Origin of the sequence: Serratia sp. SA088, from assembly GCF_049065515.1 — a bacterium.
Classification (GTDB): Bacteria; Pseudomonadota; Gammaproteobacteria; order Enterobacterales; family Enterobacteriaceae; genus Serratia; species Serratia nematodiphila.
On record NZ_JBAKGW010000002.1, the window covers coordinates 615,018 to 641,316 of the forward strand.

The following is a 26,299-nucleotide window of genomic DNA, read 5'->3' on the forward strand; positions in this document are numbered from 1 at the left end:
CCGTCCCTTGATGTCTCTAGCGCGAAAAAATCAGGCGTCGAGCGCCTTGCTGATCTTCTCGTACAGATCGCCGGACAGGTTTTCCAACCCTTTCAGCTGTTCCAACGCCTTGCGCATCAGCGCCTGGCGACCGGCGTCGTAACGCTTCAGGCGAATCAGCGGTTCAATCAGGCGCGCGGCGATCTGCGGGTTGCGCTGGTTGAGATCGCTGAGGATCTCCGCCAGGAACTGATAGCCGCTGCCGTCCGCAGCGTGGAACGCCGCCGGGTTGCCGGAAGCGAAGCCGCCGATCAGCGAACGGGTGCGGTTCGGGTTGCTCAGGCTGAACGAGCGGTGTTGCAGCAGCGCGCGCACCTTGCTCAACACGTCTGCCGCCGGGCTGCCGCCCTGCAGCACGAACCATTTGTCCATCACCAGGCCATCCTGATGCCAGCGCTCGTCGAACGCCGCCAGCAGCGCATCGCGGCACGGCAGCTGGGCCGCGACCGCAGCAGACAGCGCCGCCAGCGAGTCGGTCATGTTGTCCGCCTGGCGATACTGTTCGTTCACCAGTTGGTCCGCCAGCGCCACATCTTCGCCGAACGCCAGATAGCCCAGGCACACATTGCGCAAGGCGCGCTTGGCGATCTCGGCGTGCTCCACGCGGTAGCCGTCGGTCTTGTTGGCGTGATACACCGCCAGCCACTCATCGGCCAGTTCCCGCGCCAGGCAGCGTACGATCGCTTCGTGCACCGCGGCGATCGCTTCCGGATCGATAGTGGCGAACAGCTCGGCGATTTCGTTCTCCGACGGCAGCGTCAGGATCTGCGCCGCCAGCGCCGGATCCAGTTTTTCGTCCAGCAGCACCGCACGGAACGCATCGGCCACGTGCAGCGGCAGCGACAGCGGCTGCTTCTGCTGGTGCCGCGCCACGTTCAGCTTGATATAGGTCGCCAGCAGGCTCTGCGCCGCATCCCAACGCGCAAACTCATTGCGCGCATGCTGCATCAGGAAGGTCAGTTGCTGATCGCTGTACGGATAGTCCAGTTTCACCGGCGCGGAGAATTCGCGCAGCAGCGACGGCACCGGCTTGTGCGCCACGCCGTCGAACACGAAGGTCTGCTCCGCTTCGGTGACGTTCAGCACGTTGTTGACCGGCAGGCCGCCTTTCTGCAATGGAATGACATTGCCTTCGCTGTCGTACAGTTCGATATCCAGCGGAATATGCAGCGGCAACTTCTCCGGCTGATCGGCGGTCGGCGCGGTTTTCTGGCTGACATGCAGGCGATATTGCTGAGTTTCCGCATCGTACTCGTCGCGCACCGTCAACAGCGGCGTACCGGACTGGCTATACCAACGGCGGAAGCGCGACAGATCGACGTTAGACGCATCCTCCATCGCCTGAACGAAATCGTCGCAGGTAGCGGCGCTGCCGTCGTGACGTTCGAAATAGAGCTGCATCCCTTTCTGGAAGTTCTCCTCCCCCAACAGGGTATGCATCATGCGGATCACCTCGGAACCCTTTTCATACACCGTGAGGGTGTAGAAGTTGTTCATCTCGATGACTTTGTCCGGGCGGATGGCGTGCGCCATCGGGCTGGCGTCTTCGGCAAACTGCGCGCCGCGCATCACGCGCACATTGTCGATGCGGTTAACCGAACGCGATCCCAGATCGGAACTGAATTCCTGATCGCGGAACACCGTCAGCCCCTCTTTCAGACTGAGCTGGAACCAGTCGCGGCAGGTCACGCGGTTACCGGTCCAGTTGTGGAAGTATTCGTGGCCGATCACCGCTTCGATGTTCAGGTAATCCTTGTCGGTCGCGGTTTCCGCCTTCGCCAGCACATATTTGGAGTTAAAGATATTTAACCCTTTGTTCTCCATCGCGCCCATATTGAAGAAATCGACCGCCACAATCATATAAATGTCGAGATCATATTCCAGGCCGAAGCGGGTCTCATCCCATTTCATCGAGTTCTTCAACGAAGTCATCGCCCAGTCGGCGCGATCCAGGTTGCCGCGATCGACGAACAGCTCCAGTGCGACCTTACGGCCGGAACGGGTGGTGAAGCTGTCGCGCAGCACGTCGAAATCCCCCGCCACCAGCGCGAACAGGTAGCAAGGTTTCGGGAACGGATCCTGCCATTGCACCCAGTGGCGGCCATCGGCCAATTCGCCCTGGCCGATGCGGTTGCCGTTCGACAGCAGGAACGGATAGCGCGTCTTGTCGGCCACGATGCGGGTGGTAAAGCGCGCCAGCACGTCCGGGCGATCCTGGTAATAAGTAATGTGGTGGAAGCCTTCGGCTTCGCATTGCGTACACAGCGCATCGCCGGACAGGTACAGCCCTTCCAGCGCGGTGTTCTTCGCCGGGTGAATATCGTTGACAATGGTAAGAGTGAATTGTGCCGGCAACTCTTCGATGATCAGCTGGTTATCCTGCTGACGGTAGGCGCTCCACGGTTGGCCGTCCACCTGAATGCTCACCAGCGTCAAATCTTCGCCATCCAGCACCAGCGGTGCGCCGGCCGCACCCTGACGTTTGATTTTACTGACGGCGGTCACGCGCGTGGTTTCCGCGTCCAGACTGAAGTCCAAATCGATATCGGTCGTGGTGTAATCGGGCGCGCGATAATCGTGGCGGTATTTTGCCTGTGGCTGTTGTGTCATAAAAACCCTTAAACGTCTCAGTGAGTTATAGGTGCCAGGCCGCTCTTCTCCTTCGTACCGCAGCCGGTATGTTCCCCTGCGGCGCGCGGTGAGCCTGAATTGTGAATAAACTGTATCACAGCTGGCCGAAAAGCCCAGAGCCGCAGGGCGACCAGGAGAGAGAAATCAGAGGCAAATCATAAATCGCCCGGCAGGCGGCAGTGCGGGTGACCAATGGCCAAATAAAAATCAGCATTTAATGCTAAAAAACCGCCATCGCGGCGCGCCGGCATAGTTGAGGCGACACCGGCGGCATGGTGGTATAATTGCCGAATCAGGTTCAGGGATGGCTCGCATTATGAAGATTAAATACGCAATCTATTTTTTCACCCTGTGCCTGATGACTTCCTTCTCTCTGTTCATCGTCGATGAGCTGCTCGAAGCCCATACCGACTACCGCGACAACCAGCTAAACCTGTACAAAATTGATCGCGCCAAAGAAATTTCCGAAGCTTTTCAGGCTGCGTTGCTGGCTCATCGCCTCAAACGATTGAGCCTGATCGATCCGCAAATCACCCGTGCGCAATGTTTGGCCGCCGATCGGATGGCGCGCGAGAGGATCACCCGGATCCGCGAACATCTGGACGATGAGGTCGCCAGACAGCTTGGGGTTCAGCAAAAAATCGCCGCGCTGTCGATGATCGCTTTGATGGAACAGCTGCTGGATAATGACAACCTGCAGCTTTCGCAGGTCAATAACACCAACGCCAATCTGTTCAACATCAACAGCGCCTATTACATCTCGCAAACCAGCAAGAGTTATTACCGCTACACCTACGATACCCGGATGGTGGATACCGACTCCTTTATGTTTCTCGAGGCCATCCGTCTCAATAACCGGCTAAATATGTCATTGACGGAATTGAGCGATCAGATTATCGACGTCAACGTCAGCCAGCTCGTTCGCAAAGACGCCTATCTGAAGTCCATTCAGCTAACCGGCGTGCTGAACGCGCTGAGCACCCGATTGATCTTCATGAAGATCAACTACGACGATGGACAAATCACCAACATCGTCAATGCGTTGCTCGCCCAAGTGTCCGCTGAGCGCCTCCAGCAGATTACCAATGGGCTGTATACCGCTATCGATACCCATAAGCCCTACCCCACAGCGCTTATTTCGCGCTATGTCGACGATGTGAGCGAGCTTTCGCAGGCGCTGTATCAACGCAGTTTCGAATTGGAAACCCTCGCCTCGCGCCACAAGATTTACGACAGCCAGACGACCATTTACGGCATGATCGCACTCGCCGGCCTGGTGGTTTTGCTGTTCATTTTGCCGGCGTTGGTGTTCTGCACCAGCATCAACCGCTGGCTGACCAAGACCCACAACAATATCGTGCGACTGTCGCACGGCGAGATGAATATCGATCGCAACGACGCCTTCTACAGCCAGGAATTGATCGCCATCAGCGACGCCATTCAGCAGCTCAGGCAATACCAGTTGGACAAGGTCTCGCTGGAGAACGAGAAACAACTGCTGATTAAAGAGCTCGAGGCCTCTTCCTTCCTCGATCCGCTCACCAATATCTACAACCGCCGTAAATTCTTCCTTGAATGTCAACTGCTGGGCAACGCCAGCTACCCGCAGGCCTTTTGCCTGATCGACATCGACAATTTCAAACAACTCAACGACAGCTACGGCCACGACGTGGGTGACCGGGCGCTGGTGGCCTTCGGCCACCTGCTGCAACGCGCGTTCCGCGCCAGCGACATCTTCTGCCGCTATGGCGGCGAAGAGTTCGCGGTGCTGCTGGGCAACTGTTCGTTGGACAACGCGCGGGACATCATGGAGCAATTGCGCGCCCGTACTCATCGCCTGACGCTAAATCTGGCCGACGGACGGCAAGTGCGTTTCACCACCAGCTGCGGCATTGCGCCAGTCAGCGCGTTCACCGCGCTGCAGGCGGCGATCAAACAGGCGGACGAATCGCTCTACTTTTGCAAAAAGAACGGCAAGGATCGGGTCAGCGTGCATACCCAGGCCGGCTTTATCTGATTCGCTGTTTAAAATAATTAACATTATAATTTTTATGACTAATTAGGCTAAGTCATTCACCTTACAGGCATATCTGGCTTTTTTTCCACCCCGCCGCTATCCGGCTGCCATAAAGGCACGTTTAATCCTCGACCCGCTTCGGTGATTTATGGTGTGATGCAGCTTCAATAACAGGATAATCCGGGTATACTCCACCCCCACTTTTATGATTATCCGGATTTGGACACGCGCCTGACGAGGATGCTGTAACGCGCTATGACTCAATACGCTTCCCCGATTTTGACATCACTGCTTGATACCGATGCTTATAAGCTTCATATGCAGCAAGCAGTGTTCCATCGCTATCCCGCGATCAGCGTGGCGGCGGAATTCCGCTGCCGCGGCGACGAACTGCTGGGCGAATATGCCGACGAGATCCGCGCGCAGGTGGCGCTGATGAGCCGGCTGGCGCTAACCGACGCCGAATTCGCTTATCTTTCGGGCCTGCCCTTCTTCCGTCAAGATTACCTGAACTGGCTGCGAACGTTCCGCTACGATCCGCAGCAGGTCACCATCGACAACCGCGACGGCAAGCTGCAAATCCGCATCGCCGGCCCCTGGCGTGAAGTGATCATGTGGGAAGTCCCATTGCTGGCGGTGATCAGCGAAGTGGTGCACCGCCGGCGCTCGCCGCTGGCGACGCCGGAACAGGCGGTGGCACATCTGCAAACCAAGCTGGCGCAGTTCAAGACGTTGGCGGGCGATCTGGATCTTTCGCGCTTCAAGTTGATGGACTTCGGCACCCGCCGTCGTTTCTCTCAGGGCGTGCAACAGGCCATCGTCAGCACCTTGCAGGCCGAATTCCCGTACCTGTCGGGCACCAGCAATTACGATCTGGCGCACCAGCTGGGTCTGGCGCCGGTCGGCACGCAGGCGCATGAGTGGTTCCAGGCGCATCAGCAGATAAGCCCTGTGCTGGCCAACAGCCAGCGCGCCGCATTGCAGGCCTGGCTGGATGAATATCCGGACCAGCTTGGCATCGCGCTCACCGACTGCATCACCATGGATGCCTTCCTGCGCGACTTCGGCCCGCAGTTCGCCGAGCGTTATCAGGGGCTTCGCCACGATTCGGGCGATCCCGTCGAGTGGGGTGAAAAGGCCATTGCCCACTATGAGAAACTGGGCATCGACCCACTGAGCAAAACGCTGGTGTTCTCGGACAATCTGGATCTGGAAAAAGCGCTGGCGCTCTATCGCCATTTCTATCAGCGCATTAATCTCGGCTTCGGCATCGGCACGCGCCTGACCTGCGATATTCCCGGCGTTAAGCCGTTAAATATCGTGATCAAGCTGGTCGAGTGCAAAGGCAAGCCGGTGGCCAAACTCTCCGACAGCCCCGGCAAGACCATCTGCCAGGACCAGGCGTTCGTCAGGGCCCTGCGCAAGGCCTTCGATCTGCCGCTGGTGAAGAAAGCCAGCTGAGCCTTCTTTATATAAAGAGAGAAAGCCGGCCCGGTTCACGCGCCGGCTTTTTTGTTTTTATCCCGAACGCCCTCTTTTCAGTCAGCCGCGATAAATGTTGCGCCAATCCGATGATTTCTGCTTGTGCTCTGCACCGCGGCAAGTAACATAGCCATTACCCCCATATTCTTGGGTTGTAAGCTATTTCTAAACCAAATTATTAAAGAGAGAAATCTATGAGCGTAGTGCCTGTAGTCGACGTACTGCAAGGTCGTGCTGCGGTTGACAGTGAAGTCACCGTACGCGGCTGGGTACGTACCCGGAGAGATTCAAAAGCTGGTATCTCCTTCCTGGCCGTCTATGACGGTTCCTGCTTTGATCCGTTACAGGCCGTCGTTAATAATTCTCTGCCGAATTATCAAGATGAAGTGCTGCACCTGACCACCGGCTGTTCGGTTGAAGTTACCGGCAAGGTCGTCGCCTCACCGGGCGAAGGCCAGAGCTTCGAGCTGCAGGCCACCGCGATCAAAGTGGTCGGCTGGGTCGACGATCCGGATACTTACCCGATGGCGGCCAAACGTCACAGCATCGAATACCTGCGCGAAGTGGCCCACCTGCGCCCGCGCACCAACCTGATCGGCGCCGTGGCGCGCGTGCGTCATACCCTGGCGCAGGCGATCCACCGCTTCTTCCATGAAAATGGCTATTTCTGGGTATCTACCCCGCTGATCACCGCCTCCGACACCGAAGGCGCCGGCGAGATGTTCCGCGTATCCACGCTGGATCTGGAAAACCTGCCGCGCACCGACAAGGGCGCCATCGATTTCAGCCAGGACTTCTTCGGTAAGGAAGCCTTCCTCACCGTTTCCGGCCAGCTGAACGGCGAAACCTACGCCTGTGCGCTGTCCAAGGTATACACCTTCGGCCCAACTTTCCGCGCTGAAAACTCCAACACCAGCCGCCATCTGGCTGAATTCTGGATGATCGAGCCGGAAGTGGCCTTCGCGACGCTGGACGATGTCGCCGGCCTGGCCGAAAGCATGCTGAAGTATGTGTTCCAGGCGGTGCTGGATGAGCGTGCAGACGATCTGAAATTCTTCGCCGAGCGCGTGGATAAAGACGCTATCGCGCGTCTGGAGCGCTTCGTCTCTTCCGATTTCGCCCAGGTAGACTACACCGACGCCATTGAGATCCTGCTGGCCTCTGGCCAAACCTTCGAAAACCCGGTCTCCTGGGGTATCGATCTCTCTTCCGAACATGAGCGTTATCTGGCGGAGAAACACTTCCAGGCGCCGGTAGTGGTGAAAAACTACCCGAAAGACATCAAAGCGTTCTATATGCGCATGAACGAAGACGGCAAAACCGTCGCGGCCATGGACGTGCTGGCGCCGGGCATCGGTGAAATCATCGGGGGTTCTCAGCGTGAAGAACGTCTCGACGTGCTCGATCAGCGTCTGGAAGAGATGGGCCTGAATAAGGAAGACTACTGGTGGTATCGCGATCTGCGTCGTTACGGCACCGTGCCGCATTCCGGTTTCGGCCTGGGCTTTGAACGTTTAATCGCCTATGTCACCGGCGTGCAAAACGTGCGCGATGTGATCCCGTTCCCACGCACCCCACGTAACGCAAGCTTCTAATTTATACGATCACACGTTTTTTAAACGATTTCGTTACAAAACAAAGGCCAGCCTCGCTGGCCTTTCGCATTTTTTAATATTGACGCACGTCACAAAGTTCCCGAAAAATTACATTTGGTTACACATACTTTCCTTTTGCAACCTCATTGCGACATTGGTATCATTTTCGTCCTAGATTAACCCGCCTGTGAATGGAACACTGCGTTCAGACACAGGACGACACCAATCTATCAACAATAGTTCCCAAGGAATTATTGGCGGCAGTGGCAAAGGTGTCCGAATAACACCAATGAGGGTAATAATGATGAAGCGCAACATTCTTGCAGTGGTTATCCCGGCTCTGTTGGCTGCTGGTGCAGCAAACGCAGCTGAAATCTACAACAAAGACGGCAACAAGCTGGATCTGTACGGCAAAGTTGACGGTCTGCACTACTTCTCCGACGACAAAGGTAATGACGGCGATCAGACCTATGTTCGTTTCGGCTTCAAAGGTGAAACTCAGATTACTGACCAACTGACCGGTTACGGCCAGTGGGAATACAACGTCCAGGCTAACCACTCCGAATCTCAGGGCACCGAAGGCACCAAAACCCGTCTGGGCTTCGCGGGTCTGAAATTCGCTGACTACGGCTCCTTCGACTACGGCCGTAACTACGGCGTACTGTACGACGTGGAAGGCTGGACCGATATGCTGCCAGAGTTCGGTGGCGATACTTACACCTACACCGACAACTTCATGACCGGCCGTACCAACGGCGTTGCGACCTATCGTAACAACAACTTCTTCGGTCTGGTTGACGGTCTGAACTTCGCCGTTCAGTACCAGGGCAAAAACCAGAACGACGGCCGTAACGTCAAGAAACAAAACGGCGACGGCTGGGGCATCTCCTCTACTTATGACATCGGCGAAGGCGTAAGCTTCGGCGCTGCATACGCATCTTCTAACCGTACCGACGACCAAAAACTGCGTTCCAACGAGCGTGGCGACAAGGCTGACGCATGGACCGTGGGCGCGAAATACGACGCCAACAACGTTTACCTGGCGGCGATGTACGCAGAAACCCGTAACATGACTCCGTTCGGCGGCGGTAACTTCGGTGCTGGCTGTGCAGCTACCGATGACAAGTGCGGCGGCTTCGCGAGCAAAACTCAGAACTTCGAAGTGACCGCTCAGTACCAGTTCGACTTCGGTCTGCGTCCAGAAGTGTCTTACCTGCAGTCTAAAGGTAAAAACCTGAACGTCCCAGGCGTGGGTTCTGACCAGGATCTGGTTAAATATGTTTCTGTTGGTACCACCTATTACTTCAACAAGAACATGTCCACCTACGTTGATTACAAAATCAACCTGCTGGATGACAACGAGTTCACCAAAGCAACCGGCACCGCTACCGACGATATCGTAGCTGTTGGTCTGGTGTACCAGTTCTAAGTTGTCTCGCTTAACGGCGGTTCACCGTCGGCTAAGTTAAAAAAACAGGGCTTCGGCCCTGTTTTTATTTGTGTCTGCCGGTAACGTTTTATCCTGCAGATTTCCCCTTATCCCTCATTTTTTCTGTCGAATCCTTCCCGTTCACAAGATCGCGGTGTTTTTATCGCAAACGGTTGGCAAAGCCGATAACTGGCGCTACCCTGATGCTTCTGTCTGCTTAACTCCGAGATTTGGAAGCACCTGACATGTTTGAAAAAATCACCGCCGCACCCGCCGACCCGATCCTGGGCCTGACCGACATTTTCCGCGCCGACGCCCGCCCGAATAAAATCAATTTAGGCATTGGCGTTTATAAAGATGAAACCGGCAAAACCCCGGTGCTGACCAGCGTAAAAAAAGCTGAACAGTATCTGCTGGAAAACGAGACCACCAAAAACTATCTCGGCATTGAAGGCATCCCGGCGTTTGCCAGCTGCACGCAAGAGCTGCTGTTCGGTAAAGAGAGCCAGATCGTCACCGATCGTCGCGCGCGCACCGCACAGACACCAGGCGGCACCGGCGGCTTGCGCGTAGCGGCAGACTTTATCGCCAACCAGACCAGCGCCAAGCGCATCTGGATCAGCAACCCAAGCTGGCCGAACCACAAGAACGTCTTTAGCGCCGTTGGCCTGGAAGTGCTGGAGTACGCCTACTACGACGCAGCCAACCACGCGCTGGATTTTGACGGCCTGCTGAACAGCCTGAAACAGGCTCAGGCCGGTGATGTCGTGCTGTTCCACGGCTGCTGCCATAACCCGACCGGTATCGATCCAACGGCGGAACAGTGGGCGCAGCTGGCTGAGCTTTCCGCCGCCAATGGCTGGCTGCCGCTATTCGACTTCGCCTACCAGGGCTTCGCCAACGGTCTGGAAGAGGATGCGCAGGGTCTGCGTATTTTCGCCGCCAAACATCAAGAGCTGATCGTCGCCAGCTCCTACTCGAAAAACTTCGGCCTGTACAATGAGCGCGTCGGCGCTTGCACCCTTGTAGCTGCCGATGCCGAAACCGCCGATCGCGCCTTCAGCCAGGTGAAGGCGGCCATTCGTGCCAACTACTCTAACCCGCCGTCGCACGGCGCGGCCGTTGTCGCCACCATTCTGGGCAACGACGCCCTGCGCGCGATGTGGGAGCAGGAGCTGACCGACATGCGCCAGCGCATTCACCGCATGCGTCAGCTGTTCGTGAACACCCTGCAGGAGAAAGGCGCACAACAGGACTTCAGCTTTATCATCCAGCAGAACGGCATGTTCTCATTCAGCGGCCTGACCAAAGAACAGGTGCTGCGTCTGCGTGAAGAGTTCGGCGTATACGCCGTAAACTCGGGCCGGGTGAACGTGGCCGGCATGACGCCGGACAACATGGCACCGCTGTGTGAAGCCATCGTCGCCGTGCTCTAAAGCATCGACGCAGGTCATAAATCATAAAAAAAGGGCGCTCTATGCGCCCTTGATTATTTCGGCCGGGAAATAATCGTTACCACACCGCCGGCTCTTCGCGCAGGAACGGATTGGTCTGGCGCTCGTGGCCAAAGGTCGACATCGGGCCGTGGCCGGGAATAAAGCGCATATCGTCGCCCAATGGCAGCAGCTTGGTGCGAATAGAGGCGATCAGCGCCTGATGATCACCGCGCGGGAAGTCGCTGCGCCCCACGCCGCCGTTAAACAGCACGTCACCCACCAGCGCCAAACGCGCCTGCTCATTGATAAAGACGATGTGGCCCGGCGTGTGCCCAGGGCAATGCAACACCTTGAGCGTCATCTCACCCACCTGCATCTCATCGCCTTCCGACAACCAACGGGTCGGGGTCAGCGGCGCACACTCTTCCAGCCCGAACATCCGGCTCTGCGCCGGCAAACCATCCAGCCAAAAAGCGTCCTCTTTATCCGGGCCGTAAATCGGCACCTGATAATGTTCCGCCAGCTCCGCCGCCGCGCCGACGTGATCCAAATGGCCGTGCGTCAGCAAAATCTGCGTGATTGTCACACCCTGTTTCGCCACTTCCGCTTTGATTTTTTCCGCTTCGCCGCCGGGATCGACCAACGCCGCCTGCTGCGTGTTTTCACACCAGATCAGGCTGCAATTCTGGCTAAAGGCGGTAACGGGAATAAGATGGTATTTCATAAGGCTCCAACGACAATAACGCCGCCTCCGCAAGGAGCGGCGTTATTCACTGAGGGCACCGCGATTACCAGCTCCGAACCGGGCCGGTATCGATGTGCACGAAGTTGCTACGTGGGTAATATCCTACACCACCAGCGCGCATTTTTAACGCCGCTTTACGGATATTACTCAATTGGATACCTTCAATATGGAAATCCATCGCCTGGCCCTTGGTATGGTAGCTGTGCTTGGCCACACCGCGGCTGTGCGCGCGCAATTCGTTATTGGTATCTACGGAACGGTAACCGGAGATCAGCTGCACCGGCTTGCTGGTACCCAGCAGCCCCTGCAGGCGATAGAGGTGATCAAACAAGCTGGGATCGATCGATTTAACCTTGTTGGCGCGATAATCGCGGAACAGATGATTTAGCCGAACCAACTCTTCTTTATTGTAGCCTTTGCCGTCAAAGAACTCGGCTTTAATAGATTCACCGGTATTCAGGTTATTCAGCACTAAAATACGCGGTCGAGCGGTGGAAAGACTGGCAAATGCCTGCCCTGGAAGCAGCGCTATGCCCATAGCGGCGCCACCTAGCGCCAGCCATTTACGGCGATGATGATCAATTTTGTCCATGACTCTGTTAAACCCGGCAAGAATGTCAAAATAAATGCACAAAGCAGCGCACTGTCCGAACCATAACCGCCTGCGTATGCTGAGTCAACCCGCGATACGCCTAGGTTTACAGGCCCCCGGCTACGAGGGCCTGTGGTATAGCCAAACATTCTGACCGTTATTTATTTATAATTACTGCATTTACTGCATTAATTTTTTGGCCTGAGCCAAAATTTGTGCGCCCGATCTCACCGTATTATCATAATTGTAAATATCTGTACGGAATTGCGGTTGGCCATCATCCGAAACCCAGGCGGTCAGATAATACAGTTTTACGGGAATACGCTGGCGAATATTCACATAAGTGGTATTGCCTTCTTTCAGCGTGGAGGAAACGCGGCTATTGTTCCAGCCGGCATCCTGCAGCAGCATATTCGCCAAATCGGAAGCCTTGTTCACCCGCACGCAGCCGGAGCTGAGCGCGCGGATGTCTTTCTGGAACAGGCTGTGGTTCGGGGTATCGTGCAGGTAAATGGCATCCGAGCTCGGCATATTGAACTTGAAACGCCCCAGCGAGTTGGTGGCGCCCGGCGCCTGGCGCACGCGATACGGGAAGTTGCGCGCAGAAACCATGCTCCAGTCGATCATCGCCGGGTTGATCACTTCCGCATCGTTGCTCCAGCCTGACAGCACGGTATAGCCGTGTTTCTGGAAATAGTTACCGTCGCGCATCGCCTTCGGCACGATATCCTCACGCACCAGCGTGGTTGGCACGTTCCAAGGCGGGTTGACCACCACGTTATTCAATGCGCTGCTCATCAACGGCGTCTTGCGGCTTGGCCGCCCGACGATAACGCGGGAGGACAACACTTCGTTGCCGTTCTGATAGTAGGTCAGCGAGTAGTTGGGAATGTTCACCATAATGCCGGTGCCGACATGCCCCGGCAAGATGCGCAAGCGCTGGATATTCAGCGCCAACAGCGCGGCGCGGGTTTTCGGTGACACGTTGAGCCACTCGCGGGTGCGCACGCCGATCACGCCGTCCGCCGTCAACCCCTGCCATTTCTGGAAACGCTTGACGCCCTCCACCAGCTCGTTGGTATAGAGGTTGTCGCTCACCACGCTGCCGATCTGCGGCGGCGTCTGTTCCGCGGTCAACTCCGTCACCGGCGCCGCCGATGGGCTGACCGTCACACGGCTTTTCTCTTCGTCTACCGTCAGCCCGCCGTCGTCGGGTTCATTGCTCTTCGCCGAAACCACCGCCGGTTCCGGCTCCGCTTCCGGCGCCGAGGCGGCCAGCATGCCGGTGCGCGTCAGGATCTCACGCAGCGCCGGGATATCGTTGCTCATTTGGCCTGGGCGCAGGCTCGGGCCACTGCCCACCTGCGGCCAGGGGCGGTTGTCCGCCAGCATGTCACGCAGCGCCTGATGCATCTTGGCGTATTGCGGATGCTGCGGCGCAAGCGAATTCACGTAGCTCAGGGTTCGCGCCTGGCGCACCGCCAGCTGCCATTGATTGATCACCGCCGTGGGCGGCAAACCAAGCTTGTAAGGAATATTGCTGTACAGCCAGTTGTTGCCGTTGGCGCCGATGGCGGATACAAACTGCAAATAGCCCAGCATCGCATCGGACAACACCGCATCGCGGCCCGCTTCACTGAGCGCCGGATCGGTCAACATCTTCACCCACTGGGTGAACTGCGGCTGTACGCCGGACATCGCCAGTTCGGCCAGCTGCTGTTGAAATTGCTGAACAGCCTCGCGATCCTGCCACATCGGCTGCATATGATTCGCCGCATACAGCGGCGCCAGCGTGGAAAGGTAGTGCAGATCCATACCGCGCGGCAACGCGGCCAGCAGTTCAGAACGACTCTGCGCAACGGACATGCCTGCTGTTGCCACCGGTAACGCCGTTACGGTGGCCAAGGCGGAAAACGACGACACAAGACTACAGGCGATAGCGCCACTCAGCGCCAAACGTCGTAGAGAGTTTCCCTTTTTAAGCAACATCCCTTGCCCCCTGTATGCTCACAAAAAAAAACGTCAAAAACTGCATATAGTTTCAGTATACAAACAGAAAGGCCGTTTCGCCCTGCGGGCGTCGAATAACTGTTTATGTGATTAAACTAACCGCTTTTCAACGGATAAAAAAGCAGGACTATCATCCACGCGCACAAAAAAATAGCCACCCTGCGGCGGCTATTTTCGGATTTTTAGGGCGTTTTTCTGCGTTACGGCGTTTCGACCGGCGCAGTGCCCAGCGCCGGCGGCTCGCCGGCGAAACCGCGCAGCCCCACCACGTGCACATGCTCGTGGTTCTGGAACACCTTACGCACCAGTTTATAGGTGGTGCCCTTCTCCGGACTGATGTTTTCCGGCGCCGCGATGATCAGCTGCATCTCCAGACGATCGCACAGTTCGAACAGCGTGGCGATCGACTTGGCATCCAGACGCGCCGCTTCATCGAGGAACAGCAGGCGACACGGCGAGATATCTTTACCGCGCAGGCGGCGGGACTCTTCTTCCCAGCTCTGCACCACCATCACCAGGATTGACATCCCGGTACCGATGGCTTCACCGGTAGACAACGCGCCGCTTTCCGCACGCAGCCAGCCGTCGGAACCACGGTACACCTCAACTTCCATTTCCAGGTAGTTGCGGTAGTCCAGCAACTCCTCGCCAATGGTCTGTGGCGTGCGCTGCCCCATGTCGATCTGCGGATTCAGGCGCTGATACAGCTTGGCCAGCGCTTCGGAGAAGGTCAGGCGGTTGCTGTTGAACAGATCCTGATGCTGTTCCTGCTGCTCGGAGAGCACGTCCAGCAGAGTGGCATGTGCTTCGCGCACATTGACGTTCAGACGGACGCTCTTCACCTGGCCGAAGGCAACGGCCTGCAGACCCTGGTTCAGCATGCGAATACGGTTCTGTTCGCGCTGAATGGTTTTGCGAATGATGTTGGCCACGCTTTTCGAACTGATCGCCAGCTTCTGCTCGCGCGCGGTCAGTTCTTCGGTCAGACGGCCCAGCTCAATCTCCATCTGCTCGATGGCCTCGACCGGATCGTCGGTACGGATGATATCCTGACGGATACGCTCGCGCAGGTGTTGGTACACCGCGATATAGAACTGAATTTTACGCTCCGGCCGCTTCGGATCTTCCGACAGGCGCAGCACGTCGCGCAGGTGTTCGTTGTCCGCTACCGCCAGACGCAGCGCGCCGAGCGCCTTATCCGACATCGAGCGCAACTCGTCGCCATCCATGTACGCCAGCTCGCGGCGATGCAGACGGCGTTCCACGCCGTTGTCTTTCACCAGGCGCATCACCGCGCACCAGCCCGCCTTGGCGGTCACCACCTGCTCGCGCAGCTGATGGTAGTCGCGTTCCAGCTTGCGCAGTTTCTTCTGCAGGCCGTCCATTTCGGCTTCGCAGAAGGTCAGCTGTTTCTCCAGCTGATTGCGGCGAGCGCGGTTGTTGCTCAGCGCCGCATGCAGCTCGTCGCGACGCGCGCGCGCGCGCGCTTCGGCGTTGGCGTCGGCCTGCACGCCGATATCCACCAGCTCCTGGCTCAGCTCTTTCAGCATGTCGCGCTTGGCGTCATACGAGCTTTTCAGCGAGGCCAGCACCTGGCTGTATTGGGTGAACTGGGTTTGATACTGACGCAGCTGCTCACGGGCGCGGGCGCGTTCGGCTTCCGCCTGTTCCAGACGCTGGCGCAGCTTGTCGTTGAGATCGTTGTTGGCATTCTGCATGCCGGCGGAGTCGGTATAGCTGAAGTGCGCGCGGCGCTGCACCACTTCTGTCAACGCGAACGCCTGCTGTTTGGCCTGACGCTGCACGCTTTGCGCCTGCGCGTAGTCCTGCTGCAGCTGTTCATGCTGCTGCGGATCGCTCTGCAGCACCGACAGCAGCGGCTCCAGTTTGGTCAGCGACACCCCGTGCTGTTGAATGTGGCGCGCGGCGTCCTGTGCTTCTTCCAGCTCTTCACGGATCTCGTCGACGCGATCCTGCAGCGTTTCATCGTTCAGCAACGACACCAGCGGCATCAGGCGGTTGAGCGCGGAAATGCCCTCTTTGGCCTGGTCGTACTGCTGACGCTGCTGCTGATTCTGCGCTTCGTGATTGTTCAGCGCACGCTCGATCTCGCCGCGACGGGCGTTCAGGCCGCGGATCTCCGCTTCCGGGTCAGCGTCGAACGCCACCGCCAGATGGGTGCCGATAAAGCGGCTGAAGGCCTGATGCGAACGCTGGGTTTTCTGCACGTCGAACGACAGCGTGGCATAACGTTCCGCCAGCGTTTCACGCTCGGCATGCAGCACTTCCAGGCGGTTTTCGCGCGCCGCGCGGCCGAACAGCGGCACTTCCGGGTAGCGGGAATAACGCCACTGGCGATCGGCGATCTTCACCACCACCGCTTTGTCCTGTTCTTCGACGGCAAATACGCTGTCATCGAACGACTGCGGATCCCCTTCGATCAGGTAGAGATCTTCCGGGCAATCTTCCAGCCCTTCCAGCATCTCGCGCACCAGCGACAGATCCGGCACCACGATGGCGTGGCGCGAAGGGCCGTACAGCGCCGAGAAGTAAGGCGCGTCGTCGATGGTAACGTCATCGTAAATTTCCGACAGCAGCACGCCGCCGAAACGTTCGGCCAAGGTGACCAGGCGTTGATCTTCCGCGCCGCCCGGCTGGCTGAGACGTTCGATCTGCGCTTCTACTTCGCGCTTGCGGGCCGCCACCTCGTCGCGCTCGACGGTGGTTTCACGCTCGCGCTCCAGCAGCTGCTGCATGTATTCGGTCACCTGCTGGCTGTTTTCCAGCGGCTCTCCGCTCTGATCGCTGAGCTGGCTCAGGGCGTCCTGCGCCGCCAGCCACACCGGGGCGCGCGCCGTCAGCTCACGGATGCGCTGCTGGATCTGCTCCAGCTCCTGGCGCATCTCCATGCGGCGTTCGCCGGCTTCGCTGACGTTCTGCGACAGCGCTTCCAGGCGTTCTTCCAGCTCCTGCTGCAGCATGTCGAGATCGTCCGGCTGGTACTCCTGACCATGGCGTTTGCAAAATTCTTGCAGCAAGCGCTCGGCGTCCTGCTGCGAGCGCAGGCGCTGTTCCAGTTCGCTCAGGCGCAGGCGCAGCGGCTGAACGCGCTCGGCAAGGTGTTGCTGCGAAGGCCAGTCGCGCAGCAATTCGCGCGCGCACTGCCAGGCTTCGCTGCGGCTGACCTGACCGGCGATTTTACCCACCAGCTGATAGGCCTGCTCGAACTGGCCGTGCGCGGCGTCGGCCACGCTCAGCTTCTGTTCCAGCATCAGCAGCGCTTCGGTCGCTTCCTGCTCGCGAGCCTGGAAGGTGTCCAGCCACTGCTCGGCGTTGTCGGCGGTCAGGTCCGGCAGTTGGCACAGCGCGCGCGCGCGCTCCAACGCCTGCAGCGCCTGCTGATACTGAATGGCGCGGGTCTGCTGCACGTCGAGCGCCTGCTGGTAGTCGGCCAGCTGGCTCTTCAGCTCATCCACTTCCAGCTCGGCCGCTTCGGCGCGCGCTTCGTTTTCGGCCTGCTGCTCGCTCGCCTCGGCCACCACTTCGTTCTGCTCTTCCAGACGGTAGGTCAGCTCTTCCAGATCGGCTTCATAGCGTTCGATCTTCTCCTGCTGACGCATCGCCGTCTGCACCAGATTCAGGTGGTCGCTGGCGGCCTGGTAATCGGTTTCCAGATCGGATTCGGCGCCGCTCTGCTCGCTCAGCTCACGCGCCATTTCCACATGGCGATACTGTTCGGCGGCCAGCTGCTTGCGGCTGCCCAACAGATCGCTGCGCAGCGCCAGCGCGCCGTCCAGATGGATGCGGCGTTCATTGGCATGACGCATATAGTCCGCCGCCACATAGGAGGTGGCCTCGGAGATCAGATGCTTGAACAGGTCGCGATCCGACTGGGTGACGCGGATTGCCTCCAGCGTCATGCGGTTTTCGCGCAGCGCCGCTTCCATGTCCTGGAACGCCTTGCGCACGCCGCTGTTTTCCGGCAGCAGGTAATCACGCAGCGAGCGGGTGATGGCGCTGGAGATACCGCCGTACAGCGACGCTTCGATCAGACGGTAGAACTTGCTGCGATCGGCGGACGAACGCAGGCGTTTCGGGATCACGCCCAGATCGAACATCAGCGAGTGGTAATCGGTGATGGAGTTGAACTGCTTGAACTGCACGCCCTCCATCTCTTCCACGCGCTCTTTCAACTCTTGCAGCGACAGCACGCGCGCCTGGCGCTCACCCACGGTCTGGGTCAGCAATTCAGTCGGCTGTACCGCGGTCGGCAGCCCCTGAATGGTGAACGGTTTGATATCGACCTTGCGATCGCGCCCCGCCACCTGCTGCAGACGCACGCCAACCACCACGCGCTGGTGGCGTGAATTGACGACGTCGAGGGTGGAGTAACACACGCCGGCGCGCAGCTTGCCGTGCAGGCCCTTGTCGCGCGAGCCGCTGGTGGCGCCCGCTTCGGTGGTGTTACGGAAGTGCAGCAGCGTCAGGTCGGGGATCAGTGCGGTGACGAAGGCCGCCATGGTGGTGGATTTCCCCGCCCCGTTACCGCCGGACAGCGTGGTCACCAGCTCATCCAGATCAAAGGTGCGGGCGAAGAAGCCGTTCCAGTTAACTAGCGTCAACGAGCGAAATTTACCGCGTTCAATCATTCCTGTTCATCCTCTGCACCGTCAGGAGCGTTATCAACCTGCTGATCCTCAGCGTCATTCTCATCGTTCAGCGACAGGCTGGTTTCAACCGGCATCGCCTCGCCGTCGCGAATCATGCGCAGCTGCGCTTCACGCGGATCGTCGCCGCTGCGCACGTCAGCGCCGAAGCGGAACACCGCCTCGGTAATGCGGAACTTGCTGCTGTCATTGCCCATGAAATAGACCATGCCGAGGCGGCGCAGACGGTTCAGCGAGGTGCGCACCTTTTCGTGCAGCTTCTGCCGATCGAGATCCGAACCGGTAGAACGCTGGTTGACGAACTTCAGCAGCTTGTTCTCATCGGCCAGGCTCAGCAGCTCGTCGTACAGCTCCTGATGGCTGAAAATGCCCTCGTGCGCCAGGCGCTCGGGGCTGAGATACAGGTAGCACAAGATCTTACCCACCATCATATCCAGCTCGGACAGCACCGAACGCGGGATCAGCGTGGTGGAGCGCGGGCGCAAATAGAAGAAACCTTCCGGCGCCCGAATCAGCTCGACGCTGTAACGGTTGTAAAACTCTTCCAGCTCATCCTGGAAATCCATTAAAAAGGCGTGGTTGTCCAGCTCATCGATACCGATGTGACGACCCGCGCGCAGTTGGCTATCCAATGCCGGAAACAGCGAGTTGGACAGCGCCTTGGCCAGCTTAACTGGCATTACTTGTTCAATATTTGTCGATGACATGGGCCTGGACCTTGGCTCCGTAATCATTGATTGCCTGCCATTCCGCCGGCAACCCTGAGAAATCTGCTTCAGCCACACCGAGGCGCACAGCCTGGTCGACCACTAAACGTGCCACGTCGAAATGACGCGCACGCGGATATTGCGCCAGATAATCGCGCATCACCGCTGCAAGGTTGAGCGGCATCTGCTGTTCCTGGTACACCTTCAGCGCCTCTTCGATCATCGCCGCCAGCTGTTCGCGAATCTCGCTGAACTCTTCGAACTCCAGATCCGGCGGCAGTTCCCCGGTCACTTCATCGCTGCGCAGCGCCAGTTCTTCGTCGCGCATGTCCAGCAGACGATCGGCATTGGCATGGGTCAGCGCCCACGGGTGGTCGAAATAGGTTTGCACCGACTGGCGCAGGCGCTGGGCGAACACGCGGTTTTTGTCCATATCGATAGCGGTACGGATAAATTTATGCACGTGGCGATCGTAGCCGATCCACAGGTCGATCGCCTGCTGACCCCAGCTGATGATGCGATCCAGCTTGCTTTGCAGATCGAACACCAACTTGTCAACGAAACCCAGTTCCACGTTGCCGAGGGTTGCGTCCTGGATGCGCAGCAGGTTGGCCTGCAGCTTATCGCCCGCCGCATCCAGCGTATCCTGCAGCTCGCGCAGGGTGCCCGAGGTTTCCGACAGCAGCATCTCGCAGCTGGAGATCGCCGCCCGCCAATCTTTGCTCAGCAGCGCCGCGATGTCGTTCTTCACGCTCTGCTGCTGCTCGTCCATCACGCGTTGGGTCATGTCGATGCTGTCGAAGATTTCCGCCACCGAATATTTCAACGGCGCGAACACGTTGCGGTGCCAATGGAAATCGTCGCCGCCCTCGTCGGCGGCATCGGCGGCGCGTTTGAGTTCCTGCGCCACGATCGACAGCTGCATCGACAAACGCAGCGTGGAGAATTCGCGTTGGCGAATATAGTAATCGGTAATGCCGATACCCAGCGGCGTCAGGCGGTAAATCGCGTTGCCGTCCGCCAGCTCGCTGGTAAAACGGTTCAACAGGCGCTGGCGCACCATGTCGTTAATCGCATTGTTGGCGCGCATCGCCACCGTTTCATGCGTCTGTTCAAAACCCTTGCTGACATGGCGAAATGCATCAACCAGCTCACCTTCGCTCATCTCGCCGTCCAGTCGTTCGCCGTTCAGGGTGGCGATGGCGAGCAGAAATGCGAGACGCTCCGTAGGGAGCGAAATAGAGAAATCATTTTTCCGTGCCCAGGCGACCAGTTCGGGTACTGTCTGGGAAAATTCACTCATAGTTCGTCCTTCAGGTTTGGTTTATGCGCCATGACGTGAATATAGCGCCCCAAACTCACGTACGGCTCCTGCCGGCAATAGTGCTGTTCAAGCGCCAGTAACTCTTCAAATTTTTGTGTTTGCAGCTGTCTGCTCTGCAGATAGTCGTGGAACACCCGCACGCCGGTTTTGCCGCCGATGCGCATGCCCAGCTGTTCCAACCAACCGTAGACCAATAGCGGATCGTGCGGATATTGCGGCGACAGCGAACGCTTGCGGCGCCGTCTGACCTCGGGATCCACCAGTTGGAAATTACCCAACACCACGTTGCGCATCAAGAGGCCGTTGGCGTTGAAGAACATCAGCGACAGCGCGCCGCCCGGCGTCAGGCAGTCATACAACGCCTGCAGCGCCGCTTCGGGCTCGGCGATCCATTCAAGCACTGCATGAAACAATATCAGATCAACCGGCTGTTCCAAATGTTGAGCGATATCCTGCGCAGAACTTTGTACGAATTGCATGTTCTGGCTCACACCTTTCTGCTCCGCCAGCAGCGCGGCGCGCTGGATCATCTCACCAGAAAGATCGCACAACAACACCTGATGTCCTAATTCTGCCAGTTGGCAGGCCATATGGCCTTCACCGCCCCCGGCGTCGAGAATGCGCAGCGGCCGCTGCGGCAACTGCGCCAGCAGCCCGGTCAGATCCTGCCAAACCACCGCCTGGCGGATTTTTCCTTTCGTGGTGCCGTAAATATTACGCGCAAATTTTTCAGCAATATCGTCAAAATTGCGATCCTGCATGGACAACGGCTCCGCTGATCTCATTCTTGTCGGCGGCAAAGCGCACGCCCATTCAAACCTGCTATTTTGGCACAGACTGACTTAGAATGTATCTTCTTGCGGCCTGTTTATACCTGGATGCCGCTTTTTCACCCAAAAGGATCTGATTTTCGATGCTGTTCAACCTGAAAAAGTTCTTTGGCGCCCTGCTGATGCCATTGCCGCTGTTGATGCTGCTGATGGGGCTGGCGCTGCTGCTGCTGTGGTTCACCCGCTGGCAAAAAAGCGGTAAGACGATTTTCACGCTGAGCTGGCTGTTTTTACTGCTTTTCAGCCTGCAACCGGTGGCCGACCGGCTGCTGCGGCCGATCGAAGCCAAATACCAGACTTATCGCGGTAACGATCCGGTCAGCTACATCGTCGTGTTGGGCGGGGGTTATACCTACAATCCCGATTGGGCGCCCAGTTCAAACCTGCTCGGCAACAGTCTGCCGCGCGTGACGGAAGGCGTGCGGCTCTACCTTGCACATCCCGGTGCCAGGATGGTGTTCACCGGCGCGTCCGCCGGCCCCATGCAAAGCAACGCCGCCACTGCGGCGCTGGTGGCCGAAAGCCTGGGCGTGCCGCGCAGTGATATGGTGATCTTGGGGGAACCGCGCGATACCGAGCAAGAGGCCGCTCAGGTCGCCAAATTGGTCGGCGAGCAACCGTTCATTCTGGTGACCTCCGCCAACCATCTGCCGCGCGCCATGCGTTTCTTCAAGGCTAAGGGGCTGCACCCGATCCCGGCGCCGGCCAACCAGTTGGCGATCGACTCGCCGCTGAATATCTGGGATCGCGCCACACCGTCGTCAATGTTCCTCGGCCATACCGAGCGCGCCTGGTATGAAACGCTGGGTAGTCTGTGGCAATGGCTGAAGGGCGCAGATAGCGCCGGCGCAGAGTAAAGCTCGTTCAACCGGCCAGCCAGGGCAGCAGCTGTTGAGACGCATAGTCGAACGGCCGCCGCTCCAGCTTGCCGGTATGGATCAAACGCCCTACCGCTTCCCACACCACATATAGCCAGCGCCGCGCCAGGAAAGCGTCGGCGACCGGCGCCCGCTGCAGATAGCTGAACAACAGCTGGCTGGGCATGCCCGCCTCGCAGAGGCGGAAAAGATCGTATTCGCGCGGCGCCCACAGCACTACGCCGGGATTGAGCATCGCCAGCAGTTGATCGCTTTTGGGATCTTTCAGCATGCTGCGCAGCGATAAGTTACCGTGCACCAGAACACAGGGATCATCGAAGCCGACGAAGAAATGGGTCAGCGCTTCGCGCGTGCGGTACAGCAAACGCCGATCCGCCATGGTCAACTGCGGGGTGGTGAGATTGACCACCGTCGCCCACAGCACTTCGACCCGCTGTTGATACCAGCAAAACCAATCATTCTCCTGCGTGCTGTCAACGCTGCCGACGCTGCCGTGGCTGTCGATGCGGTGCCAGGCCAATATCCCGTCAACGATCTGCTCCATCAGCATATTCCAGCGATCCGGCGAGCGCGTCGGCGCCTCAGCCGACACGCCGCGCAGGCGCTCGATCAGCAGGATTTCCGTATACGGCGCCTGGTGGGTACACACCACACCATACACCGTAGGCAGGCGAATATCCCCGTCGCGCGCCAGCATCGACAGCTTGTACGCCTCCTGCTGGGCGATGCCCCGACAGATAAAGCTTTTCGCCATCAGCGGGATCGCGTTGCCCTGCCGATCGTACAGCGAATACATATGCGCATAAGGCTGTTCGCTCACCCGCTCCAGCCGGCTGATGGACTCACCCAGCACAATGCTCAGTTCGGCGCGTAACTGCTCCATAAGGCATTCACCTCAGGCTAATTAGGGGGGATGCGTAACATCATCGAACGACGAGCGGAAAAATTCTTCAACGCAGATCAACAAAACGGGGATCAATAATGGGGGTATTGCATCGTCGGCGCGTTGCGCGGCGCACCGACGAAATCAGGCTCAGGGTTGAATGCTGTCGCGCACGCGCTGGAGGTCTTCCGGCGTATCGACCCCCACGCTCGGGATCGCTTTCGCGACCGCCACGTGGATCTTTTCACCGTACCACAGCACGCGCAGCTGTTCCAACAGCTCGATCTGCTCCAGTTGGCTCGGCGCCCAGCTGACGTAGCGGCGCACGAAGCCCGCGCGGTATGCGTAGATGCCGATATGACGCAGCAGGCTGTCGCCGATGCTCTCTTTCGACGCGGCGAAACGCTCGCGATCCCACGGAATGGTGGCGCGTGAGAAATAGAGCGCGTAGCCCTGCGCGTCCATCACCACCTTCACCGCATTGGGGTTGAAAGCCTCTTCGGCGCTCTCTATCGGCACCGCCAACGTCGCCATGCCGGCCTGGCTGCCCGCCAGGTTTTCCGCCACCTGCCGCACGATAACGGGTGGGATCAGCGGTTCGTCGCCCTGCACGTTAACGATGATCTGATCGTCGGCAAAGCCGTAGTGCGCGATCACTTCCGCCAGACGCTCGGTGCCGGAATGGTGATCCGGGCTGGTCATGCACACTTCGCCGCCGGCGGCTTCCACCGCTTTGGCGACTTCAGGATGATCGGTCGCCACGATGACGCGGCTGGCGCCGGACTCACGGGCGCGCTCCATCACATGCACCACCATCGGCTTGCCGTGAATATCGGCCAGCGGTTTGCCCGGCAAACGGGTTGAGGCATAGCGGGCGGGAATAATAGCGATAAAACTCATGCGTGCTTCTCATCCAGCGACAGCGCACGCGCTTCATTTTCCAACAGCACCGGAATGCCATCACGCAGCGGGTAAGCCAACCCGTCCGCTTTGCACACCAGTTCCTGGTTTTCTTTATTGAAATAGAGTTTGCCGTTGCATACCGGGCAGGCAACGATTTCGAGTAAACGGTGGTCCATGCATCCTCCGCTAGGGGATAGGTCATCTGGGAAAGGCAGTGAGGATAGCATAACGCCCGGCCTCAGGTTAATCATCGGCGGCGCCAAGCCGCCGATATTTCCTCACTGCGTCAGCGCGACAGCTTGAACTGCGGCGCATCCCGGCGTAGAATTTTGTGACACAAATCACAAAAGAAAGCCGTGATATATGATCAAACGTCTGCATAAAATCATCGCTCTGTTCGCTAACTTCAGCCACTGAGCCCCTTTGTAACGAGCGACGCTTCACTTCGTTTTACCCCACCGACGGCGTCGCTCGTTATCCCACTTCCCAGCCGGCACCCCATTCCGCGGCCAACGCGGCCGGAATGTCGCCCAGCGCGACGCGTTGCGCACCGTGCCATTTGGCCGTGCGCGCGATGGCCTGCCGGATGTCCTGCGTTCGCTGTTTACCGAAGCGCACCTGCGGCTCCGCATGGAAACTGATGATCTCGAAGATGCCCTGGCGACGGTGCGCCTTGGCGTCAATCCGCCCCACCAGCTCGCCCCGATGCAGCACCGGCAACGTGAAGTAACCATAGCGACGTTTTTCTTTCGGCGTGTAACACTCCAGCCGATAGTCAAAGTTGAACAGTTCGAGCGCCCGGCGGCGATCCCACACCACCGGATCAAAAGGCGACAGCAGGCTGGTGACCGTCGATTTCAGTTTGCCCTGCTCCGCCAGCGGCAGCAGTTCCGCCAGTGATTCATGCACATAGAACTGCCCTTCCAGCCCCTCTACCTGCACCGGTGAAATTTCCCCCTGCGCCTGCAGCTCTGCCAGCAAGGCTTTTGGCGCCACGCGTTTCAGCCGATAATAATCCGCCAACCACTCGGCGCGGAAAATGCCCAGATAGCGGCAGGTGCGATGCAACATCTGCCGGCGCGCCCGCTCCGCAGGCAGCGCATGACGCGCATCGTCCCAGGCCGGCAGCAGCCTTTCGGTCAGATCGTAAACCCGGTGGAAGTTGCGACGCTCGGCCACCATCAGCTTGCCGGCGGTAAACAGGATCTCCAGGTGCCGTTTCTCCGGTTTCCAGTCCCACCACCCGCTGTTGCCTTTCTTCTCGGCGCTGAAATCGGCGGAACGCACCGGCCCCTGTTGTTCGATGTGCCGCAGTAGGTTGTCCATCGCTGCCTGGTGCTGCTGCACCCAGTCGGCCGAGTATTTCCAGCCCATATCATGCGGCGCCAGCATGCGATGCCGCAACAGACCAAAATCCTCGATCGGCAGGAAACAGGCCTCGTGCGCCCAATACTCGAACAGCTTGCGGCCGGCGAGCGCCTGCTCCAGCCACTCCGGCTGATAGGCCCCCAAACGGCTGAACAGCACCAGATACGGGCTGCGGGCGACGACGCTAATGGTATCGATTTGTAATAGCCCCATGCGCTGGATCGCGCTCACGACGTCATCGGGCCGAGCCTGGCGTTTAAGCGGAGAAAGCAGCCCCTGGGCGGCAAGGTGCAGCGCGCGAGCGGCGGTAAGGGAAATGGTCGGGGTGGTCATCCTGATATCCGTGGCGAGTAGGCAATGGCCTGATAATAGTGGATATCGCGGGATTTATCTTCGCCAGTGCTTGCGGGTGGCGACACCGGCACTGGCGAGGAAGGAGGATGCGATCAGAACGCGATAACGTCTGCCGCGGACAGCCCATGCGAGCTGCGATAGATCGAGAACTCAACGTTCTGACCTTCGTTCAACGACTTATTTTTGGTGTTGGCGATAGCGTTGCGGTTGACATAGATTTCGTCGCTGCCATCTACCGGTGAAATAAAACCATAGCCTTCGGCCTGATTAAACCATTTCACACGACCCATTTTTAACACAGTATTTTTAAACATAACTTATATCCTTTTACTTGAGCATCCTTGACAACGTCATTTTTTATATTGTCTGGACGCTACCAGCCCATCCTAAAGTTTTTCGTAACAAACCT

The 26,299-nt window shown here is 58.3% G+C and carries 19 protein-coding genes; 6 read left to right on the forward strand and 13 right to left on the reverse strand.

Annotation, left to right across the window (positions count from 1 at the left end; translation table 11 throughout):
• Nucleotides 1-30 precede the first annotated feature (30 nt).
• Nucleotides 31-2,649, reverse strand: a complete 2,619-nt coding sequence (gene pepN, locus ACOWVD_RS08095; protein ID WP_060559141.1) for an aminopeptidase N — start codon at nucleotides 2,647-2,649, stop codon at nucleotides 31-33.
• A 337-nt stretch (nucleotides 2,650-2,986) separates the two neighbouring features.
• Here pepN and ACOWVD_RS08100 point away from each other — a divergent pair, with 337 nt between their 5' ends.
• The 5 genes from ACOWVD_RS08100 to ACOWVD_RS08120 all read left to right on the forward strand — a co-directional run bounded on the left by ACOWVD_RS08100 (nucleotide 2,987) and on the right by ACOWVD_RS08120 (nucleotide 10,629).
• Complete coding sequence (locus ACOWVD_RS08100; protein WP_421105574.1) at nucleotides 2,987-4,687, forward strand: GGDEF domain-containing protein; 1,701 nt, start codon at nucleotides 2,987-2,989, stop codon at nucleotides 4,685-4,687.
• Between the two features lie 255 nt (nucleotides 4,688-4,942).
• Nucleotides 4,943-6,148, forward strand: a complete 1,206-nt coding sequence (pncB, locus tag ACOWVD_RS08105; RefSeq protein ID WP_197799289.1) for a nicotinate phosphoribosyltransferase — start codon at nucleotides 4,943-4,945, stop codon at nucleotides 6,146-6,148.
• A gap of 215 nt (nucleotides 6,149-6,363) precedes the next feature.
• Complete coding sequence (gene asnS, locus ACOWVD_RS08110) at nucleotides 6,364-7,764, forward strand: asparagine--tRNA ligase (RefSeq protein ID WP_197800736.1); 1,401 nt, start codon at nucleotides 6,364-6,366, stop codon at nucleotides 7,762-7,764.
• 301 nt (nucleotides 7,765-8,065) lie between these two features.
• Nucleotides 8,066-9,193 carry a porin OmpC gene (gene ompC, locus ACOWVD_RS08115; protein WP_015377340.1) on the forward strand — a complete coding sequence of 376 codons (1,128 nt, stop codon included), beginning with the start codon at nucleotides 8,066-8,068 and terminating at the stop codon, nucleotides 9,191-9,193.
• A 245-nt stretch (nucleotides 9,194-9,438) separates the two neighbouring features.
• Entirely contained in the window at nucleotides 9,439-10,629 is a 1,191-nt protein-coding gene (locus ACOWVD_RS08120) for an amino acid aminotransferase (RefSeq protein ID WP_049241146.1), read from the forward strand.
• Between the two features lie 76 nt (nucleotides 10,630-10,705).
• On the opposite strand, the gene ACOWVD_RS08125 is transcribed toward ACOWVD_RS08120, so the two are convergent.
• From ACOWVD_RS08125 to cmoM, 7 genes are all read right to left on the reverse strand, one after another.
• Nucleotides 10,706-11,353: an MBL fold metallo-hydrolase gene (locus ACOWVD_RS08125; protein ID WP_015377338.1), complete on the reverse strand. Its 648-nt coding sequence runs from the start codon at nucleotides 11,351-11,353 to the stop codon at nucleotides 10,706-10,708.
• A gap of 64 nt (nucleotides 11,354-11,417) precedes the next feature.
• Nucleotides 11,418-11,966 (reverse strand): YcbK family protein, encoded by a 549-nt coding sequence (locus ACOWVD_RS08130; RefSeq protein ID WP_004928217.1) that lies wholly within the window; start codon nucleotides 11,964-11,966, stop codon nucleotides 11,418-11,420.
• Nucleotides 11,967-12,146: 180 nt separating this feature from the next.
• On the reverse strand, nucleotides 12,147-13,955 hold the full coding sequence (ldtD, locus tag ACOWVD_RS08135; protein WP_028127364.1) for a L,D-transpeptidase: 1,809 nt from the start codon (nucleotides 13,953-13,955) through the stop codon (nucleotides 12,147-12,149).
• A 221-nt stretch (nucleotides 13,956-14,176) separates the two neighbouring features.
• A complete protein-coding gene (gene mukB / locus ACOWVD_RS08140; RefSeq protein ID WP_016928310.1) occupies nucleotides 14,177-18,625 on the reverse strand; it encodes a chromosome partition protein MukB in 4,449 nt (1,482 codons plus the stop codon).
• A complete protein-coding gene (gene mukE, locus ACOWVD_RS08145; protein ID WP_004928226.1) occupies nucleotides 18,622-19,350 on the reverse strand; it encodes a chromosome partition protein MukE in 729 nt (242 codons plus the stop codon). Before mukE ends, mukB begins: the two co-directional genes overlap by 4 nt.
• Nucleotides 19,331-20,653 (reverse strand): chromosome partition protein MukF, encoded by a 1,323-nt coding sequence (gene mukF, locus ACOWVD_RS08150; RefSeq protein WP_015377335.1) that lies wholly within the window; start codon nucleotides 20,651-20,653, stop codon nucleotides 19,331-19,333. Before mukF ends, mukE begins: the two co-directional genes overlap by 20 nt.
• The gene (gene cmoM / locus ACOWVD_RS08155) at nucleotides 20,650-21,435 is read right to left on the reverse strand and encodes a tRNA uridine 5-oxyacetic acid(34) methyltransferase CmoM (RefSeq protein WP_004928230.1); all 786 of its coding nucleotides are present in this window, start codon (nucleotides 21,433-21,435) and stop codon (nucleotides 20,650-20,652) included. Before cmoM ends, mukF begins: the two co-directional genes overlap by 4 nt.
• Before the next feature lie 152 nt (nucleotides 21,436-21,587).
• On the opposite strand from cmoM, the gene elyC reads away from it, so the two are divergent.
• Nucleotides 21,588-22,361, forward strand: coding sequence for an envelope biogenesis factor ElyC (gene elyC / locus ACOWVD_RS08160; protein ID WP_197800738.1), 774 nt, complete (start codon nucleotides 21,588-21,590; stop codon nucleotides 22,359-22,361).
• 7 nt (nucleotides 22,362-22,368) lie between these two features.
• On the opposite strand, the gene ACOWVD_RS08165 is transcribed toward elyC, so the two are convergent.
• From ACOWVD_RS08165 to ACOWVD_RS08185, 5 genes are all read right to left on the reverse strand, one after another.
• Nucleotides 22,369-23,265, reverse strand: a complete 897-nt coding sequence (locus ACOWVD_RS08165; RefSeq protein ID WP_015377332.1) for a YcbJ family phosphotransferase — start codon at nucleotides 23,263-23,265, stop codon at nucleotides 22,369-22,371.
• A gap of 150 nt (nucleotides 23,266-23,415) precedes the next feature.
• Entirely contained in the window at nucleotides 23,416-24,165 is a 750-nt protein-coding gene (gene kdsB / locus ACOWVD_RS08170; RefSeq protein ID WP_004928235.1) for a 3-deoxy-manno-octulosonate cytidylyltransferase, read from the reverse strand.
• Entirely contained in the window at nucleotides 24,162-24,344 is a 183-nt protein-coding gene (locus ACOWVD_RS08175; RefSeq protein ID WP_004928237.1) for a Trm112 family protein, read from the reverse strand. The genes kdsB and ACOWVD_RS08175 overlap by 4 nt, the downstream gene beginning before the upstream one ends.
• 298 nt (nucleotides 24,345-24,642) lie before the next feature.
• On the reverse strand, nucleotides 24,643-25,869 hold the full coding sequence (locus tag ACOWVD_RS08180; RefSeq protein WP_049241142.1) for a winged helix-turn-helix domain-containing protein: 1,227 nt from the start codon (nucleotides 25,867-25,869) through the stop codon (nucleotides 24,643-24,645).
• A gap of 113 nt (nucleotides 25,870-25,982) precedes the next feature.
• The gene (locus ACOWVD_RS08185; protein ID WP_004928241.1) at nucleotides 25,983-26,204 is read right to left on the reverse strand and encodes a cold-shock protein; all 222 of its coding nucleotides are present in this window, start codon (nucleotides 26,202-26,204) and stop codon (nucleotides 25,983-25,985) included.
• Between the last annotated feature and the right edge of the window lie 95 nt (nucleotides 26,205-26,299).

Bases quoted from the DNA above. Each gene is read 5' to 3' on its own strand.
- pncB (WP_197799289.1), top strand. From the start codon at position 4,943: ATGACTCAATACGCTTCCCCGATTTTGACATCACTGCTTGATACCGAT.
- ACOWVD_RS08185 (WP_004928241.1), bottom strand. From the start codon at position 26,204: ATGTTTAAAAATACTGTGTTAAAAATGGGTCGTGTGAAATGGTTTAAT.
- ACOWVD_RS08100 (WP_421105574.1), top strand. From the start codon at position 2,987: ATGAAGATTAAATACGCAATCTATTTTTTCACCCTGTGCCTGATGACT.
- mukF (WP_015377335.1), bottom strand. From the start codon at position 20,653: ATGAGTGAATTTTCCCAGACAGTACCCGAACTGGTCGCCTGGGCACGG.
- kdsB (WP_004928235.1), bottom strand. From the start codon at position 24,165: ATGAGTTTTATCGCTATTATTCCCGCCCGCTATGCCTCAACCCGTTTG.
- ACOWVD_RS08125 (WP_015377338.1), bottom strand. From the start codon at position 11,353: ATGAAATACCATCTTATTCCCGTTACCGCCTTTAGCCAGAATTGCAGC.
- ACOWVD_RS08180 (WP_049241142.1), bottom strand. From the start codon at position 25,869: ATGACCACCCCGACCATTTCCCTTACCGCCGCTCGCGCGCTGCACCTT.
- elyC (WP_197800738.1), top strand. From the start codon at position 21,588: ATGCTGTTCAACCTGAAAAAGTTCTTTGGCGCCCTGCTGATGCCATTG.
- ACOWVD_RS08165 (WP_015377332.1), bottom strand. From the start codon at position 23,265: ATGGAGCAGTTACGCGCCGAACTGAGCATTGTGCTGGGTGAGTCCATC.
- pepN (WP_060559141.1), bottom strand. From the start codon at position 2,649: ATGACACAACAGCCACAGGCAAAATACCGCCACGATTATCGCGCGCCC.
- ACOWVD_RS08175 (WP_004928237.1), bottom strand. From the start codon at position 24,344: ATGGACCACCGTTTACTCGAAATCGTTGCCTGCCCGGTATGCAACGGC.
- mukE (WP_004928226.1), bottom strand. From the start codon at position 19,350: ATGTCATCGACAAATATTGAACAAGTAATGCCAGTTAAGCTGGCCAAG.
- cmoM (WP_004928230.1), bottom strand. From the start codon at position 21,435: ATGCAGGATCGCAATTTTGACGATATTGCTGAAAAATTTGCGCGTAAT.
- ACOWVD_RS08130 (WP_004928217.1), bottom strand. From the start codon at position 11,966: ATGGACAAAATTGATCATCATCGCCGTAAATGGCTGGCGCTAGGTGGC.
- ACOWVD_RS08120 (WP_049241146.1), top strand. From the start codon at position 9,439: ATGTTTGAAAAAATCACCGCCGCACCCGCCGACCCGATCCTGGGCCTG.
- mukB (WP_016928310.1), bottom strand. From the start codon at position 18,625: ATGATTGAACGCGGTAAATTTCGCTCGTTGACGCTAGTTAACTGGAAC.
- ldtD (WP_028127364.1), bottom strand. From the start codon at position 13,955: ATGTTGCTTAAAAAGGGAAACTCTCTACGACGTTTGGCGCTGAGTGGC.
- asnS (WP_197800736.1), top strand. From the start codon at position 6,364: ATGAGCGTAGTGCCTGTAGTCGACGTACTGCAAGGTCGTGCTGCGGTT.
- ompC (WP_015377340.1), top strand. From the start codon at position 8,066: ATGATGAAGCGCAACATTCTTGCAGTGGTTATCCCGGCTCTGTTGGCT.